Raw genomic sequence first — 15390 nt, 5'->3', positions numbered from 1 at the left:
TAGCTTTGCGTCCTAGCTTTTCAACTAGTTTGCCTTTATCTGAATGTGTAAATTTATATAAATATTACTACATAATGGATGTTGAAGTGTGTCGAAATAAGTATTCTTATAATTATTTTCTGAATTAAATAACTATTTCTAACTTCAAAAATAATGTTGAGAGTTATCAGCTGGGAAGAGACGTAAACCAAGCGTACAACAAGGCCGAGTATTTTTAATACGTCTAAAAAGGATTGTTTTTAAGATTAAATAGACGCTTTATCGTTTGTTTTTTTACCGTCTAAAAAGGTGTACCTTTTTTGACTGCTTTATTAGGAAGAACTAAGTTTAAAAATCCTTAAAATTAAAAGATAGGCATATATTAATTATGGTTGGTTATGAAATGGCTATCATCGTAAACCAAATTCCACATAAAAACAACCGAATTCTAGAAGATGGAGGAAACCAAATGAACTTTGTCCCATATGTAATTGAGCAAACAAGAACAGGTGAACGAGCTTATGATATTTATTCACGATTATTACAAGATCGTATTATTTGGATAAGTGGAGAAATTAATCGCGAAACTGCATGTAGTATCATTGCACAATTATTGTTCCTGCAAGCAGAGGATGACAAAAAGGACATCATTATTTACATTAACTCGCCAGGAGGGTCTATCACAGATGGCTTGGGAATTTACGATACCATGCAACAAGTCCGTCCTGATGTAAGTACATTATGCATCGGAATAGCTGCATCAATGGGGGCTTTTTTACTTGCAGGTGGTAAAAAAGGAAAACGATTTTCTCTTCCCAATAGTGAAATAATGATTCATCAACCGTTAGGGGGGGCTAAGGGGCAAGCATCTGACATTGATATTAGTGCTAAAAGAATCCTAAGTATGAGGAATCGACTAAATAAGTTACTGGCTTACCATACAGGAAGAACAATAAAAGAAATTGAAAGAGATACAAATCGTGATTATTATCTAAATGCCGATTCTGCAAAAGAGTATGGTTTAATTGACCAAATTCTAACAAAACAAATTTAAGAGCAAAGAGGGATTAGGGATTCAATGGTATTGTGCACAAGAAAACAACACTTAGATATACCATTCATTAAATATTCATAATAGAATATATCACTTGAGGTTTATCTGGTTTTGTTACGGGAATTTTTTTAAAAAGGTTATTCCTCTCTTTGTCATACTGATACTACTACTTAAAAAGGGTGTATAATTAGTATGATAAAGTAGCGCTTCTTAACTAGAGCAGACTATTAAAGGTAGTCTAATACCAATACTTTAAAATCATTTTGTCTTCTGCAGCAGGCTTTCTAACAGGCCTGCTGTTTCTTTTCAGCACTGTATATTGTATCTCTTATGATTGTCTTGTTGCATTCACATAATATAACCCTGCTATTCAGTTACGAACACGAATTATCGGTAGGTGATTAGGAGTAATACTATCACTATCACTATACCTTTTTCCTCATCATGATATTAATCCAATAATATTGCATCTAGCAATGACCATTATAACGAGCCAAGTTATCTTCCACTGATTCTTCTAAGATTTTCTGAATGACAGTTATCGAAAGCTGATCAATATTTCTGAATCGAATACATCCTTTTCCTACATTTAGGTCTCTTAAAGAATCTATATTCTTTTGCAGAATAGGAGTGTTTAGAAAGTACAGACTCATATAATTTTTTTGAGAAGCAAATGCACATAGTGAACCGTTTAGTTCATAATAAGGCATTCCATATTTAATGGATTCTATAGCATTAGGTACTATTTGAATAATTAAATTGCGAAGTTGGCTCAAATCATGCTTTCGATTGTCTGGTACTACTTGTTCCATATACTGTTCTACTGTTTCAATGGTGTTTGCCATGCTATTTCCTTCCTTCTATAAGCTATTTTAGCACTATCAAATGATTAGTATTCTTAACTAATTCCATGTAGACTTAGCTGATGTGCTGGTCAGATATAAAATATTACTCCACCACTTTTTCCTTTTTAACTCAAATCGATAGGTTAGGTTTAAAACCTAAGATTTTCACACGCTGAATAAATACTCTTTCCTTTGTAGATACGTCTAATTTAGCTAATTTTACAATTCTCTTTTTATCTTCAACAGATTGTATCATCACAGAACCATGAACTAGTTTATTTTTTTTCAGTACAGAATAGTTTACTTCGAACGTTTTTGACATTCTAACCTCATTCTTAACACTATGTATTTTAAATCTTTAATGATATTTTATTATATCTTATTTAGAATTGTAAAAGATACCTTTATTAAAATAGGGAAGTATCCAATGGTTAGTGTCTGGATATTTTCAAGGATTTATACTTATTTAACAGCTTCTCTTAATTCTTTCCCAGGTTTAAAATCAGGAACTTTTGAAGTGAGGTATCCAAATTATAAGACCAAATTCTATTAGGTATCTATATGTCTTTTTTAAAAGAGTTCAATTTTTGCATCAGACTCCTATTTTCCGTTATTTGCTATCAATGTAGGTGGGATTCAAAAACAAAATAAACAGCAGGAACGAGATTTTGAAAGGTAGTCATTGATTGGTTATCAATTGATTTATAGATTTGACCTACGATATCATTGAACAAACTTAATACTCCAAAGGGGAGTAGCTGTACAACAATAGTCGTCATTACGAAACATTTTGTTTCCGGCTTTGTTGGCAATTTTAATTGTTAGCAAGACCTTTGCCTACATTTTTAGTTAGGTGAAGTCTGTGTTTATACATCAAGCGCTTTTATCTACTAAAAAGATAAAAGCGCTTTTTGCTTTTTATAGATTTAAATCAATTATGAGGAGTGGTTAAATTATGTTCAAGAAACTGTTTGATTCACTAATGAATAATAAACATAAGTATTACAGTAGTAGTGATTACAAGAGAGGAAAATCAAAACCTTTTAAGAGTTATAGCAGTAGTGATGATTATAGAAAAGGCCGTGATCATCACGGAAGTTATGGACATCATCATTATAAGAGAAAAAGAATGAGTGGAAGTTTATCTAGTAGTTAAATAAGAAAAAACAACCTTATTCTAAAAGCATTGGAATGGTAACTTTTTAAAGGAATCTATAACTGGAGTTAAATAATAACATATATTTTTTTCATAAAGACTATTTTCTGAGGATAAGCAGATGTATAAAAAGCTACATACTCCGGAGAAAGAACCCTTGGTAGAAGACTGATACATAAAGGGCAGTCTTTGTTGTAGTTATTCTTCATAATTTGTATCAAATATAAGCTAATTCTAGAAGCATATGTTTTGCCTATCTAAAAGAAGGGAATAATAGAGCCAACTTGATAAAGGGAGTGATCTTATGCAAGCCGATATGACGGTCGAAGAAGTCAAAGCCCAAATCCAGTACTTAGGAACAAATGGACAATCTCTAAAAAAGAAAAAAGTAAAGCAAACACATCCAAAACTAATGAAAAATGCACTTTATTTTTTCCCTAGCTGGGAACATGCTATGGTAGAAAGTGGTGTAAATAGCATATAATAAGCAGAAACTCAGTCTTTTTTGACTGAGTTTTTTTATTAAATATGGAAAGCTTTTAAAGGGAAAAGAATGATGGGTGTGGAATACAAAGAAAAATGCTTGCACAAAGATAGGAGAGATAAAAGACATGAATTCTACATTTAATCAACTTTTATCAATGAAAAATCTACGTGACGTTCAAAAAACAGAAATTCTGGTGCAACTGGAACAAGCTTCAAAGAATAAAGATAAAGAAGCCCTCTTACGATTAACTAAACAGCTTCGAAGTATCTCATAGAATACCCTCTGTAATAGAATTAACTCACTAACAGGAAGCCTTTACATGAGAACAATAAAAAGCGACTTATCTATCCTAATTCGAACAGTAAGGTCGCTTATCCTATTTTTTATTCATATATCTACCCTTCCACTTTACAATATGGGTACATTTATCATGTTATATGTTCATCTTCTAACTGAATTACATCTTTGTCCTGAGATTGATTGAATAAATAAGTAAGGTATGAATGTAGTTCGAATCGGTCTTCATCAATAAAATTAGAGAACACCTGTTTATATTCTTTCAACATCTTTTCCTCCTTTATTTATGTTTCTTACTTCTATCATTACCTCTCTAGTAATCTCTTATACATACAAATTAATAATGTACGTATTGATTGTATTAACTTGTATGTACGAAGTTGTATGTAACACAACACAGAGTTAAGAAAAGTTCATTCTTTCTTTCTGTATGGGCCCCACCTGCGCCAAATACAACGATAGCCACGCATGCTATCCACCTGCTTTCATTATAACAGATAGCGCTTACATTATAAATAGTTATATCTGTAATTATAAAAAGTGATTATACTATTTTTTATGGTCCTGGTGCGAAAACCATTTGATAGAGACATAGAACCTACATAGTCTGTTCCATTCCAGATTATGATGAAATTCCAAACAACTTATGTATGAATTCAACTTCATTTTGGGCAGACTTCACCTGTCGGTGAAGTTGTTCTTTTTTCACCATATGCATCACTTCAATGCCACTCAATATAGAAGTAGCCGTTTCATATGACTTAAATCCCAACATAGAACGCACACGTTTCTTAATGAAACGGTGATCTTGTTCCACGATATTATTGAGATATCGAACTTGCCTTATTTTTATGCCTTGAGGCATATGTTTCTCTTCTTTTAACTCTTGAATCGCCACAGGATAGGCTGGGTTTTTGTCCCTTGATTTACTTAGATAAAAATCAATGGTATTCCCTTCTGAATCGACCGCACGATATAAATACATCCATTGCCCTTTTACCTTGATATACGTATCATCAACTCTCCAGGAGTCATTTGTTATCTTAAGGTGATGTCGTACTCTTTCATCTAATTCAGGTCCATATTGATGAACCCAACGCATAATGGTCGTGTGAGCGATAGATAAGCCTCGCTCCTCCATCATTTCCACCAAATCACGAAAACTTAGGTTGTACCGTAGGTACCATCTCACCGTTAGTAAAATAATATCAGGCTGATAATGCTTCCATTTGAACAAAACTTCTTTTTCCATACCGATCACACACCCTTTTTAGACTGATAGTATCAGTATGTCCAAGATTTAGAGATTCATTGCAATTATCTTGAAGTTTTTGCACCAGAACCCAATTTCTTAAAAGGTAAGTGAAAGGTAGATTGATATATTAAAAGAAGTGAAATTATGGGTTTTTCTACATTTCATTCAAAGAACAAAGGATTTATAAGGAAAGTGTTTTATCATTTACTTAACAGTGTAGATTCTCCATGTATTTTTCTTTTTTACCATCTATATAATGACTCCATTTTTCATCTTGTCCAATATAATTCTCAAATGTAGCGTTTTTTCACTTCAATTTGGCCTCCACATTCAGCTGCCATTTGTTTTGTAATTGATTCTGTAAATGAAGAGTAAATAAAGAAAAGCCTCCTTTTAAATAAAGAGGGCTTTTAATTTTACTTTTGTGGGAATAAGAATGCTTGTCTAAACTTTCGTGCAGGATATTTCTTTCCGTCCTTCATAACTCTAAAGGGTTCTTCTTTCCATGTTACAACTACTTCAATCTTTTTTGAACCAACCGAAATAGGTTGATTTTGATGATGGAAGAAGTTCTGTGAATCAGGTATTTTATATGTGATTAATTCAGCTTTAGTATTTGTATTTGGCTCATCCCTATAGATCTCTACTGTAGCATCGTAAACCTGTGCACCTAAGTTTCTCACATCGATACTATAGGTATTAAACTCATCATTATCCTTTAAGTTCTTAACGTCGGGTTTGTCTATCTTTACTTTCCAATGGTCTGATGATTGGGACGTAGGAAGTTTTTCTGGTATATAAGCGTAAGTATTAACAGAACCAAAAATGATTGAACATAAACAGCTACCAACAATTAAAATATGTGCTTTCTTCATTATAGATTCCTCCAAATTAAAAGATAAGAGTATTATTCTTCCAATTAGAGCTAATATACGTAATTTGTAATGGAGTATTTTACTTTACCCATGGACAGATTGAAACTCATTCAAATAATCTTTTCTGGAAAAACTAAAGTTTGGGAATTAAAAGAATATATATTCTTTTAATGGTAAATCTAAGAAAAAATTGATGTAGGAGATTTTATATGGAAAAATTAATTTCTGCGGAAATGGGTAAACTTTGGGCTACATATATGGGCAATAGCATGTCTACATGTATTCTAAGTTACTTTCTTCAACATGTTGAAGACCAAGACATAAAAAAATTATTGGAAAATGCACTAAACTTAAGTAAAGAATTTCAGAAAACCATAAAAGATATTTTCATAAAAGAGAACTTTCCTATTCCACATGGTTTTACAAAAGAAGATGTTAATCTTGATGCTCCAAAATTATTTGAAGACGAGTTCTATGTACATTATTTAAGATATGTAACTAAAGTAGGACTTAGTCTTTACAGTGTAGGAATACCGTTAATGTATAGAGAGGATATAAGGAAATTTTCCCTTCATTGTATGGAATCAACTATAAAATTGGGGGAACAGATCAAAGATATTTCAATAAATAAAGGGTTGGTTATTAAATCGCCTATTATTCCGACACCACAAAAAGTAAATATAGCACACAAAAATTATTTAAAAGGTTTTATTGGAGATGTTCGACCTTTACATGCATTAGAAATTGCCCATTTATACGATAATCTAGAGACTAACGTGGCAAGCAAAGCCTTAGTAATGGCATTTAGTCAAGTGACAAAAACGAAAAAGATTCGAGAGTTATTTATAAAAGGAGAAGAACTTACTTATAAAGCGATTGAAGGCTATATAAAAAAACTTCACGATGATAACTTGCCTTCTCCGGAATTAATTGATCATTTAGTGACCACTTCAACATCTTCTCCTTTTTCCGATAAATTAATGGTATTTCATAAAATGGATATGTTTTCGATGAGAGTAAGAAATTTTGGAAATTCAGTAGCTGTAAACGGAAGGCGCGATTTAGCGCTAATGTATGCAAATTTTTTAAAGGATATATCAGGATTTGTTAATGATGCAGCTGATATCATGATAGAAAACGGATGGATGGAAACACCACCCGAAGCTGCGGATAGAGAAGACTTATCTTCAAAGTAGGGACTACACAGTTGTCAATGGTAGGCGGGCCGGGGGAGGCATTAAGGAATTGACAATGTCTTTATACGAAGACCCTCTTGGCACTCGAACAATCGTGTTTGAGTGCCAACCGGAAAGAGAGCCCCTTCACTTTCGTTTACCATACCTATTTTCTCCTAGCAGTATTCTGGACCATGCATTTGTCCTCTGTTTCCGCATTTCCTCATGCAACCGACAGGCTCGTTACCAAGCATGCCGTTTCGAACGGAGATTCCCTTTGCGTCTAGATGAGTAGCGTTTGCTACACTGTAAGAAAGCGACTTCTTGTCGCACCATAATTTGATTTCTCGGTAATAAAACTGAATATTAATAGCCACATCTAGAATTAGATGTGGCTATTATATGTACATAAAAGCCCCAATTATTAGCTTCTGTCTAACAATTGAAGTGCAGTCCAGCATGAAGGTAGTTTTCTCTGGTACTATTAAGAAATCCGAGCATAGATCCATGATTTGCGGATTATCTTAAAGATTCTGTGAATGAATTTGCATAATCAACAGCTTGATGTAAACTAGAAAAACTTTTGATACCTTTCACTTCTATGCCTAATCTGACCATGATTTGAGCAATTTCTGCACGCATTCCACTTATAATGACGTTAATTCCTAAAAGTTTTAGTGCTGCTATTACTTTGAAAAGTTGATCAGCTACCATTGTATCAATAATGGGGACGGCAGATAGATCAAAGATTAGCCATTTTAATTTGTACTCCTTTCCTTTATCTAAAGCATTTTCCATTAAAATCTGTGCTCTTTTTGTATCTAAATCGCCTACTAAGGGAAGAATTCCTATTTCTTCTGTCATGCGGACAACTGGAATAGAAAGTTCATCAATAGCATACTTTGCATGATTTATCTTTTCTGTATAACCTTTTACATATGATTTACTTACCCATTGAATAGCGTCATCCACAACAGTATTAAAATGAGAAGTTATGGAGTGAAAAGTATCTAAAGAAAATTGGTTATCTTCCCCTTTTTCTTTAATGATTTCTCCAATTTCATTTCGATAAAAACTAATTTCCTCTAAAGCAAGGTTTAATGGAAGACCATGATTCACTAATAGATCAGCTATGTTTTCTCCCCACTTTTTTATAGTATCGATAGCTACATCTTTTTCCATCAAAATGGATTCCCCATAAATTGTAATAAGATCAACGCGGAAATTTGTTAGCTCTGTATAAATATGATGAGTATCTGCAAGTTCTTGTCTTTTTGTTTCAGCTAAACCTTCTTTTTTTTCGAGGATTGTAGCTCTAATATCCTTTAAATCCTCACTTTGAACACTTTGCATAAATCTTAACTCCTTTGATATTGCTTATATAATAAAAACATTTTTCATTCTTTTCATCTTAATAAAAAACTCACTAATAGATGAATATTAGGACCCAGAAACAACACGTATTGATTGCTGAATTGCTTACCTCTTCCCCATATAGTGATTATGTAAACCAAATATGAATAAGGTATACATCAAACAACAGAAAGCAACTACTGTCTGAGCACCAGTAGTTGCTTTCAATTGTTTGGATGTTATGCAATTCGAATCTAAGGTTTGGTACCTTACAGTATCTTGATGAGTTTACTTCAGATATTAATTATTATTTATTTTTATAAATGATTAAATAAAAAAAACAAATCTTCAAAAAGATATGTTTCTTTTTACATTCCAATCCAACTTTTTTTGAAAAATAGTTTTGCTTATTATATCTTATGTAGTCAAATCTCCACTTTTCTTCAAAACCGATTATTTCCTTTTTTAATCTCTTCTGTAGATATACATTTTACAAGTTATTTACGATTAATTTTATCAAAAAATAAACAAATTACGTTTACCATTCTTCTAACGAAAAATATCAAAATAAATAGAAATATTGTCGAAATTTTGGCGTTTATACAGTCACTCGTACTACGTTTCAAATAAAAAAACACTGGGTATATAAAAAATATGGAATTAAATGTAAGGATATGTTTGCGTTTACTTCAATTTTAAGGAGATGGGAGAATGGGAATAACAAAAAGAGTTGTCGGAACTTTTTATTCGGAGCAAGAAGCGCTGTTCACAATTGAGGGGTTAAAACGTCAGGGATGTCGTGAAACAGATATAATGGTGGTAGCAAAAAATAGAAGTGATACTCTGCGATTGAGAGCTGAAACCGACGTGATGATAGAAGTCGGTACACCAGCAGTAAGTTCGTTAGCAGGTGTGATGATGGACAGTTTTCTCACCATGATGACAGGTGGAATGACTCCTGTTAAACAAGCCAGTGATCTAACTTCAAAACTTGTTAGAATGGGGGTTCAAAGTTCTACTGCGAAGCAGTGTGAAATGGATGTGAACAAAGGGAAAATTCTTGTTATGATTGATACAGAGGAAACTCAAACGATTCCTTCATATGATACGATTAGAGAGATTCAATACGAGAGTGAAGAACAAAAATCTGTCCAACTACGTGAAGAACAACTCGATGTAAGAAAAGAACGCGTCCAGATCGGTGAAGTACAACTTCGTAAGGAAATTGTGGAAGAACTACGAACTATCCAGGTTCCTGTTATCCGTGAGGAAGTCTATGTAGAAAGACGTCCGGTCATAGATGGTCAGTACGATGGCAGCCCATTGACAGAGAATGAAATCATCCGTATTCCTATTACAGAGGAACGAATTGAGGTGACGAAAAGACCTGTAGTCGTGGAAGAAGTAGTCGTTGGCAAGCGTAAAATTCAAGAGACAAAAGAAATGAAAGACACTGTTCGAAAGGAAGAAGCACGAATCGAACAATCAGAACTTTCTGACTCCGAAGTCTATCAAAACAGGACTAATTACGTGGACCAAAGTTATGCAGAAGTTGCTGCGGCACCTGCTTCTGACATTCCAAAAGAGGAAAAGGTTACACTTTCAACTAACAAGAAGCAGGAATCCCAACTTAAAGTGACAACTTCTCCTGTTGTGGAAGAGCTTCAAGAGGCTGCAGTCTCAGTAAACAATCAAAAGCAAGAAACTCAAGCTAAAGGTACCAATTCTCCTGCTTCTGAAGGGGAAAATAACAATGGAGCTTCAACAAACAAGAACAGGAAGAAGAAATAAAGTAAAGGCTCGTTATATTTTGTGGTAGAGGGAACTGTTGAGAAGGTTTAAGGAAAGGCTGCCCGTTTGGACTGGCAGCTTTTTTTCCTCATCTTAGTAGCTCTTTTTCATAAAGTAATTCTCTCTTTAACGTGTCAAAGTCTTTTTTAGCTACTTTTTCAATCTCACCAAATAATTCATCACCTTTGATTAATCCTTTTTCTTCTAGTACTTCTACTAACACTTTAAATCTTATCCTAGATAACACAACCTCATTTACGGCGTTAACCATCAACTTCTGATCTTCTGTAAGTTCTTTTTCTTTGGCTGGTTCTTGTTGTAACTTAATTCTAAATACGACTTTTGTGTCATCTGATATCTCTGCTGCTTGATAGAAAGTACTGTGTGAAATATTTTTCATTTTAAGTTTTTCATTTGTATCAACAATAGTAAGTTCAAAATTTGGGCTCTCAAAAAATAAGTCATATAAGTTATACTCTTTTTTTCCTATAACCGAAAATGCAAAACCAATCTTTTTTAGCTGCTCACCTGTAGTGGAATGTGTAATTGTTTTTTCTTCAAAATTTTCAACGTTAAATTCAATATTATTGATAATTAATTGTTCTAGTTTCAATTCAACCACCTCTTTATCTATATGAATACGACGAGTCTTAAAAGATTCCCTGTTTTCTCAAAATAAAAAAGAACACTGATGAATCAGTATCCTTAAAGGGAAATTTAATTAAATCTTTCTACTCTTGGTTTTCGATATTCTCTAATTGAGAAATAAGTCAATGTCTCTAATCTCCCAGACACTTTTATAGTTCTTTTACTGGTTACTATTTCTTTAAATTCAAACCAACCTTCATGGCTTGAAATTTATTGTTTTAAAACGTCTTCATTCTCAGCCTTAATAATAGCAGGTTTAGAGCTACCATTCTTTAAAAAAATCACCTGTTTTTCGTAAGTGCTTGCCACTGATGATACGTCATGGAATCAAAGAGCTCTAAACCTTATAGTATTGCTTATTTCTTAAATCAGTATTTCTATCAAAATAAAAAGCACCTCAATTAATAGATGCCTATCTTTATTATTCTTATTTTTCTTCTGTAACCATAAATTGTACCACATTATTTAAATTGATATGCACTAGCTCTTTTTCATTCGAAATGAATCTTTCATATTTTGTTATATGACTAATGACTTCTTTCTTTGATATGGCTTCAAATTTTAATTCCTTTGACCTGCCATTTATAAATTCAAAAATAACTTTAAATTTAAGCATAGGTGTAGCACCTCTTTATCTACTTATTATTCTTGTTTCATTAATTCTTCTTCAAAGAAAAAAGTACTTGGATATTTTTTGACCGTATAAGAGTATCTTTTCATGTTTTTTACATAATGACTTTTTAAGATTGTCACTAATTCATTCGATACTCTTATGTTTACTATTTCTCCATTAGTAAATGGTTTTACGCTCATGGCCCTCATCCTCTCTCGTATCAGAAATAATAAAATTTATCTTAAGACATAATTTAAATCTCTTAAGATTCTTTATTTTTACCCAGTTCTTTTGCCTGATATTTTTTTAGTTCTCCACAATCATAAGGATTAACAATTAAAGTTTCCGTGTGATTCTTATAATGGAGCTGAGAAAGGCTTACATCAATTCGTATAGATTTTCTGATATATGTGTTAAAAAAGTAAGCAACCTTTCTTCGATAGTTAGTTCACGAAGGGATAGTTGTATGTTGACACCTTACGGTGTGATAAACCTCAATACCTACTAATGAAGTACATAGTCATAAAACAGTAAGGGATTATTTTCTATACTTTTTTTCACGCCATACTGTTTCTTTTCTGCCTCTACTTCTCTTACGCTCCGTTTTTGCCTTTTCATTACGAAGTGGTGCCACTTCAGTTAATTGGACAGGAGCCATATTGGATTCTTTTGTTAAGAGCTTTAAAGTGGCTGACAATAAAGTAACAGAATCCACTTCTTCTAATAACTTTTCCGCCACAGGTTTATATTCCCCGAACTCTCTCTTGTCGATGGTGTTCAAAACGCGGTGTATGATTGCTTCCTGACTTCCTGCCATTACTTCACTAGAAGTGGGAGGCGATTGTCTAGACATCTTTGTTTTCGTAACATCTTCAATCACTTTTAAGTGATGACGTTCTCTCGAAGTTATAAATGTAACCGCCAATCCCTTATTACCTGCCCGTCCTGTTCGACCAATACGATGAACATAGCTTTCAGGATCCTGAGGAATATCAAAATTATAGACATGACTGACACCTGTAATATCAAGTCCTCTTGCTGCAACGTCGGTTGCGACCATAATCTCAATCGTATGATCCTTGAATTGACGAATCACATCGGCACGTTTTGATTGTGTAAGGTCTCCGTGAATGCCTTCTGCTGCATACCCACGTTTTTTTAGCCCTTCAGCAAGTTCATCCACACGTTTTTTTGTTCGTCCAAACACAATAGCAAGGTCTGGTGCTTGAAGATCTACAAGATTACAAAGAACATCAAACTTTCGATTATCTGGAATTTCCACATAACGTTGCTCAATATTCTTTACTGTTAACTCCTTCGCTTTTACTCTCACGAGTTCAGGAGTGTTCATAAATTTCTGGGCTAAACTTTGTACTTGCTTCGACATGGTTGCTGAAAATAGTAAGGTTTGATGGGGAGAAGAAATCCCACCAAGGATTGTTTGGATATCTTCAATAAAGCCCATGTTTAACATCTCATCTGCTTCATCCAGAACAGCCGTACGAATATGATTTAAACGAATCGTTCTTCTTTTCATATGGTCCATAAGACGTCCAGGGGTTGCCGAGATAATATGCGGTCTGTTCTTGAGGGCCTTGATTTGACGATTAATGTCCTGCCCCCCATAAATGGGTAATGTTTTAACTCCTTTTACCTGTCCAATTCGATTTAATTCCTCAGCTACTTGAATCGCCAGTTCACGCGTCGGCGCTAGAACGATTCCCTGAATCGCTTCTTCATCAAGCTCAACTCGCTCAATAAGGGGTATACCAAAAGCTGTTGTCTTTCCAGTCCCGGTTTGAGCTTGTCCAATTAGATCTTTACCCGTCATAGCCATTGGAATAGCTTCAGCCTGAATTGGCGTAGCCTCTTCAAAACCCAAGTTATGAATGGCCTTTTCAATGTCCTTACTTAAGTGAAAATCAGAAAAATTTTTCAACTGTTTCGTGCTCCTTCTTTTACTCAAATTCAGAAATGAGAAAAGTACTCTTTAACCAGAGATGTTACTTATTCATTCCTGCGTATTGTAAATCAGTGTTATTATCAATGGAAGTCTTGTTCTAACTTATCTGTACAAGACGAATTCATGCCTTATTTTATCCGCGCTTCCGTGTATTTATAAATTCTTATAGGATCTATAAAATGCGGTTTAATTTAGAAAGATAGGGGTCCTGATATCTCTTTTTTAAAAGGTAAACTATTTAGAAGGAATGATGTAGTTAAGTATTATAACCATAGGAAGAAAGGTCAAGAACCCTTACCTAAAGAACGAACAGAAATTTGGGAATATCAATCAGAAGAGTCTAATGGTTGGATGAGAAAAAACTTCTCTTATGAAAATCATCAAAAGTGTCCTTTATGTGGTCATAAAATGAGAGCTCGAGAACGGTTTTTAGATGAGTCTCCTAATCCCCATTAAAAATAATTCATACCCACATTTTTGTGTAAATCACCAAAAACTTCTGATTTTTTTAACTACAATTAAACTCTTTAACAAATTGATATCCTTATTTGCTTTATATTTCCAGTGTATGTTTTAACTAGTCTACATCTTGTACCGTTCGTTTTGTCTAAAAAACCAGACTTTTAAGTCTGGTTTTTCTAGCTAGTGGAATTAAAAGTAAAAAAGACTCCCAGGTGGAGTCTTTTTACTCATTTTGATTATGCTACTTTATGAACGTTAGCAGCTTGTGCTCCACGTTGACCTTGTTCGATATCAAACGTTACTTTTTGACCTTCGTCTAACGATTTAAAGCCTTCACTTTGAATAGAGCTGAAATGTACGAATACATCGTCTCCGCCTTCGATTTCGATAAAACCGAAGCCTTTGTCTGCATTAAACCATTTCACTGTACCTTGTTCCATAATATTGCCTCCTAGTGTGGAATACTCCACACTTATATTACTACCCTTGTCCAACCATACTATCTTAAGATGAAAATTTCTATGGAAGAGATTTCTCTTCTCTTAATCCTACACCGAACAAAAATAATTAACTTAATCGTAACATATAAAACCGAATATAGCAAATACAGGAAAAATGACCCTTTCAAGCGTGAAATCCTATTGTAAAAAGATTAATTTAAGATCTACTAGGAGTAAATAAATTCAATTGACTTTCCACATATGTAGCTTACATACAAAATAGTAAGCGTGTTAAGAGCCCTGCTGTTTTTGTGTAGATGAAATTTTTTATAAAATGGATATCTTGGGTACAATACAGGGTATATACGTGGTAGAGGGGGGATCGTTTGAGACTGAAGGATGGAGACTTTTATACAGATAGTAGAAACGGTAAGGTATATAGATTAAATGAAGATGACAAGGGCAGCTGGTATGTGAGTACGCATGAAGATAATGATAAACTGTCTAGAACATCGGGGCGTGATATGATGAAATTGTTAAAGAGTTTTTATACCAAAATGAACAAAAGTTGAACATTCATAGCTCTGAAAAACTACCGGCCCTAGTCATCATTTAGAGGAGGTAGTTTTTTGTTCGCAATATATTTAAAAAATAGTGGCTCAAAACCTGTTGAAAAGGTACAGGTTTATGAGCACCATTACATAGCTAGGACTGAAATAATGCTAATGCTTTAATGAAACTGAATTTTTTCACACCCTTTTCCTTTTATTAAGAAAATACATTCACACATGTATGACAATTGTCATATTAACTACTTGACGTTTATATCTTTTAATACCAGCTACTATGTTCTACTATAAATGTAAAGAAGAGCTGTATATTAAATATGGTAAAGATGTAAGGAGGAACACATGAGCAAACAAAAAACGACTGAATTAAGAAAAAATGTAGCACCTTTTGAAAAATCCAATACGAAATCGAGTATAAAGCAATTAAT

18 protein-coding genes and 1 riboswitch are annotated in these 15390 nt (G+C 33.5%); of the genes, 8 read left to right on the top strand and 10 right to left on the bottom strand.

Annotated elements, in window-relative coordinates:
• Positions 1 to 44: riboswitch (cyclic di-GMP riboswitch) on the bottom strand. This riboswitch is flagged as partial in the annotation.
• Positions 45 to 448: 404 nt separating this feature from the next.
• Positions 449 to 1033 (top strand): ATP-dependent Clp endopeptidase proteolytic subunit ClpP, encoded by a 585-nt coding sequence (gene clpP / locus ACFX4R_RS29020; RefSeq protein WP_230185015.1) that lies wholly within the window; start codon positions 449 to 451, stop codon positions 1031 to 1033.
• 470 nt (positions 1034 to 1503) lie between these two features.
• Here the strand turns inward: clpP and ACFX4R_RS29015 are convergent, their stop codons facing one another.
• Together ACFX4R_RS29015 and ACFX4R_RS29010 are read right to left on the bottom strand one after the other, a co-directional pair.
• Positions 1504 to 1878, bottom strand: coding sequence for an iron chaperone (locus ACFX4R_RS29015; protein ID WP_230185016.1), 375 nt, complete (start codon positions 1876 to 1878; stop codon positions 1504 to 1506).
• A 130-nt stretch (positions 1879 to 2008) separates the two neighbouring features.
• A complete protein-coding gene (locus tag ACFX4R_RS29010; RefSeq protein ID WP_230185017.1) occupies positions 2009 to 2200 on the bottom strand; it encodes a hypothetical protein in 192 nt (63 codons plus the stop codon).
• A 633-nt stretch (positions 2201 to 2833) separates the two neighbouring features.
• Between ACFX4R_RS29010 and ACFX4R_RS29005 the strand changes: the two genes are divergently transcribed.
• The 3 genes from ACFX4R_RS29005 (at position 2834) to ACFX4R_RS28995 (ending at position 3795) form a co-directional block, all read left to right on the top strand.
• A complete protein-coding gene (locus ACFX4R_RS29005; protein ID WP_377571658.1) occupies positions 2834 to 3034 on the top strand; it encodes a hypothetical protein in 201 nt (66 codons plus the stop codon).
• 304 nt (positions 3035 to 3338) lie between these two features.
• A complete protein-coding gene (locus ACFX4R_RS29000; RefSeq protein WP_025751503.1) occupies positions 3339 to 3518 on the top strand; it encodes a hypothetical protein in 180 nt (59 codons plus the stop codon).
• A 127-nt stretch (positions 3519 to 3645) separates the two neighbouring features.
• Positions 3646 to 3795: a hypothetical protein gene (locus ACFX4R_RS28995; protein ID WP_230185353.1), complete on the top strand. Its 150-nt coding sequence runs from the start codon at positions 3646 to 3648 to the stop codon at positions 3793 to 3795.
• A 645-nt stretch (positions 3796 to 4440) separates the two neighbouring features.
• On the opposite strand, the gene ACFX4R_RS28990 is transcribed toward ACFX4R_RS28995, so the two are convergent.
• Positions 4441 to 5070: an IS6 family transposase gene (locus tag ACFX4R_RS28990; protein WP_377571661.1), complete on the bottom strand. Its 630-nt coding sequence runs from the start codon at positions 5068 to 5070 to the stop codon at positions 4441 to 4443.
• Positions 5071 to 5489: 419 nt separating this feature from the next.
• A complete protein-coding gene (locus ACFX4R_RS28985) occupies positions 5490 to 5948 on the bottom strand; it encodes a hypothetical protein (RefSeq protein WP_377571656.1) in 459 nt (152 codons plus the stop codon).
• Between the two features lie 209 nt (positions 5949 to 6157).
• Here ACFX4R_RS28985 and ACFX4R_RS28980 point away from each other — a divergent pair, with 209 nt between their 5' ends.
• Positions 6158 to 7144 carry a DUF3231 family protein gene (locus ACFX4R_RS28980; protein WP_377259730.1) on the top strand — a complete coding sequence of 329 codons (987 nt, stop codon included), beginning with the start codon at positions 6158 to 6160 and terminating at the stop codon, positions 7142 to 7144.
• A 498-nt stretch (positions 7145 to 7642) separates the two neighbouring features.
• Here ACFX4R_RS28980 and ACFX4R_RS28975 read toward each other — a convergent pair whose 3' ends face one another.
• Positions 7643 to 8476, bottom strand: coding sequence for an STAS domain-containing protein (locus tag ACFX4R_RS28975; protein ID WP_377259727.1), 834 nt, complete (start codon positions 8474 to 8476; stop codon positions 7643 to 7645).
• A gap of 711 nt (positions 8477 to 9187) precedes the next feature.
• On the opposite strand from ACFX4R_RS28975, the gene ACFX4R_RS28970 reads away from it, so the two are divergent.
• Entirely contained in the window at positions 9188 to 10267 is a 1080-nt protein-coding gene (locus tag ACFX4R_RS28970) for a YsnF/AvaK domain-containing protein (protein ID WP_377571654.1), read from the top strand.
• Between the two features lie 88 nt (positions 10268 to 10355).
• Here ACFX4R_RS28970 and ACFX4R_RS28965 read toward each other — a convergent pair whose 3' ends face one another.
• The 4 genes from ACFX4R_RS28965 to cshA form a co-directional block, all read right to left on the bottom strand.
• Positions 10356 to 10880, bottom strand: coding sequence for a hypothetical protein (locus tag ACFX4R_RS28965; protein ID WP_377571652.1), 525 nt, complete (start codon positions 10878 to 10880; stop codon positions 10356 to 10358).
• A 462-nt stretch (positions 10881 to 11342) separates the two neighbouring features.
• Positions 11343 to 11531, bottom strand: coding sequence for a hypothetical protein (locus ACFX4R_RS28960; protein ID WP_163081079.1), 189 nt, complete (start codon positions 11529 to 11531; stop codon positions 11343 to 11345).
• 26 nt (positions 11532 to 11557) lie between these two features.
• Positions 11558 to 11728 carry a hypothetical protein gene (locus ACFX4R_RS28955; RefSeq protein ID WP_377571650.1) on the bottom strand — a complete coding sequence of 57 codons (171 nt, stop codon included), beginning with the start codon at positions 11726 to 11728 and terminating at the stop codon, positions 11558 to 11560.
• Between the two features lie 338 nt (positions 11729 to 12066).
• Positions 12067 to 13467, bottom strand: a complete 1401-nt coding sequence (gene cshA / locus ACFX4R_RS28950) for a degradosome RNA helicase CshA (RefSeq protein ID WP_377259715.1) — start codon at positions 13465 to 13467, stop codon at positions 12067 to 12069.
• A 237-nt stretch (positions 13468 to 13704) separates the two neighbouring features.
• Between cshA and ACFX4R_RS28945 the strand changes: the two genes are divergently transcribed.
• Positions 13705 to 13947, top strand: a complete 243-nt coding sequence (locus ACFX4R_RS28945; protein ID WP_162215385.1) for a cold-inducible protein YdjO-related protein — start codon at positions 13705 to 13707, stop codon at positions 13945 to 13947.
• 242 nt (positions 13948 to 14189) lie between these two features.
• On the opposite strand, the gene ACFX4R_RS28940 is transcribed toward ACFX4R_RS28945, so the two are convergent.
• On the bottom strand, positions 14190 to 14393 hold the full coding sequence (locus tag ACFX4R_RS28940; protein ID WP_047934552.1) for a cold-shock protein: 204 nt from the start codon (positions 14391 to 14393) through the stop codon (positions 14190 to 14192).
• A gap of 386 nt (positions 14394 to 14779) precedes the next feature.
• On the opposite strand from ACFX4R_RS28940, the gene ACFX4R_RS28935 reads away from it, so the two are divergent.
• On the top strand, positions 14780 to 14965 hold the full coding sequence (locus ACFX4R_RS28935; RefSeq protein ID WP_034652964.1) for a hypothetical protein: 186 nt from the start codon (positions 14780 to 14782) through the stop codon (positions 14963 to 14965).
• Positions 14966 to 15390: the final 425 nt, after the last annotated feature.

This window comes from Priestia sp. YIM B13490, from assembly GCF_042787735.1.
Taxonomy (GTDB): Bacteria; Bacillota; Bacilli; order Bacillales; family Bacillaceae_H; genus Priestia; species Priestia megaterium.
The sequence above is the reverse complement of the archived record's forward strand: the minus strand, read 5'-3'. Positions and strand labels throughout refer to the sequence as shown.

What these genes read in the sequence shown, in the direction of transcription:
- clpP (WP_230185015.1), top strand. Translation starts at nt 449, where the DNA reads ATGAACTTTGTCCCATATGTAATTGAGCAAACAAGAACAGGTGAACGA.
- ACFX4R_RS29015 (WP_230185016.1), bottom strand. Translation starts at nt 1,878, where the DNA reads ATGGCAAACACCATTGAAACAGTAGAACAGTATATGGAACAAGTAGTA.
- ACFX4R_RS29010 (WP_230185017.1), bottom strand. Translation starts at nt 2,200, where the DNA reads ATGTCAAAAACGTTCGAAGTAAACTATTCTGTACTGAAAAAAAATAAA.
- ACFX4R_RS29005 (WP_377571658.1), top strand. Translation starts at nt 2,834, where the DNA reads ATGTTCAAGAAACTGTTTGATTCACTAATGAATAATAAACATAAGTAT.
- ACFX4R_RS29000 (WP_025751503.1), top strand. Translation starts at nt 3,339, where the DNA reads ATGCAAGCCGATATGACGGTCGAAGAAGTCAAAGCCCAAATCCAGTAC.
- ACFX4R_RS28995 (WP_230185353.1), top strand. Translation starts at nt 3,646, where the DNA reads ATGAATTCTACATTTAATCAACTTTTATCAATGAAAAATCTACGTGAC.
- ACFX4R_RS28990 (WP_377571661.1), bottom strand. Translation starts at nt 5,070, where the DNA reads ATGGAAAAAGAAGTTTTGTTCAAATGGAAGCATTATCAGCCTGATATT.
- ACFX4R_RS28985 (WP_377571656.1), bottom strand. Translation starts at nt 5,948, where the DNA reads ATGAAGAAAGCACATATTTTAATTGTTGGTAGCTGTTTATGTTCAATC.
- ACFX4R_RS28980 (WP_377259730.1), top strand. Translation starts at nt 6,158, where the DNA reads ATGGAAAAATTAATTTCTGCGGAAATGGGTAAACTTTGGGCTACATAT.
- ACFX4R_RS28975 (WP_377259727.1), bottom strand. Translation starts at nt 8,476, where the DNA reads ATGCAAAGTGTTCAAAGTGAGGATTTAAAGGATATTAGAGCTACAATC.
- ACFX4R_RS28970 (WP_377571654.1), top strand. Translation starts at nt 9,188, where the DNA reads ATGGGAATAACAAAAAGAGTTGTCGGAACTTTTTATTCGGAGCAAGAA.
- ACFX4R_RS28960 (WP_163081079.1), bottom strand. Translation starts at nt 11,531, where the DNA reads ATGCTTAAATTTAAAGTTATTTTTGAATTTATAAATGGCAGGTCAAAG.
- ACFX4R_RS28955 (WP_377571650.1), bottom strand. Translation starts at nt 11,728, where the DNA reads ATGAGCGTAAAACCATTTACTAATGGAGAAATAGTAAACATAAGAGTA.
- ACFX4R_RS28940 (WP_047934552.1), bottom strand. Translation starts at nt 14,393, where the DNA reads ATGGAACAAGGTACAGTGAAATGGTTTAATGCAGACAAAGGCTTCGGT.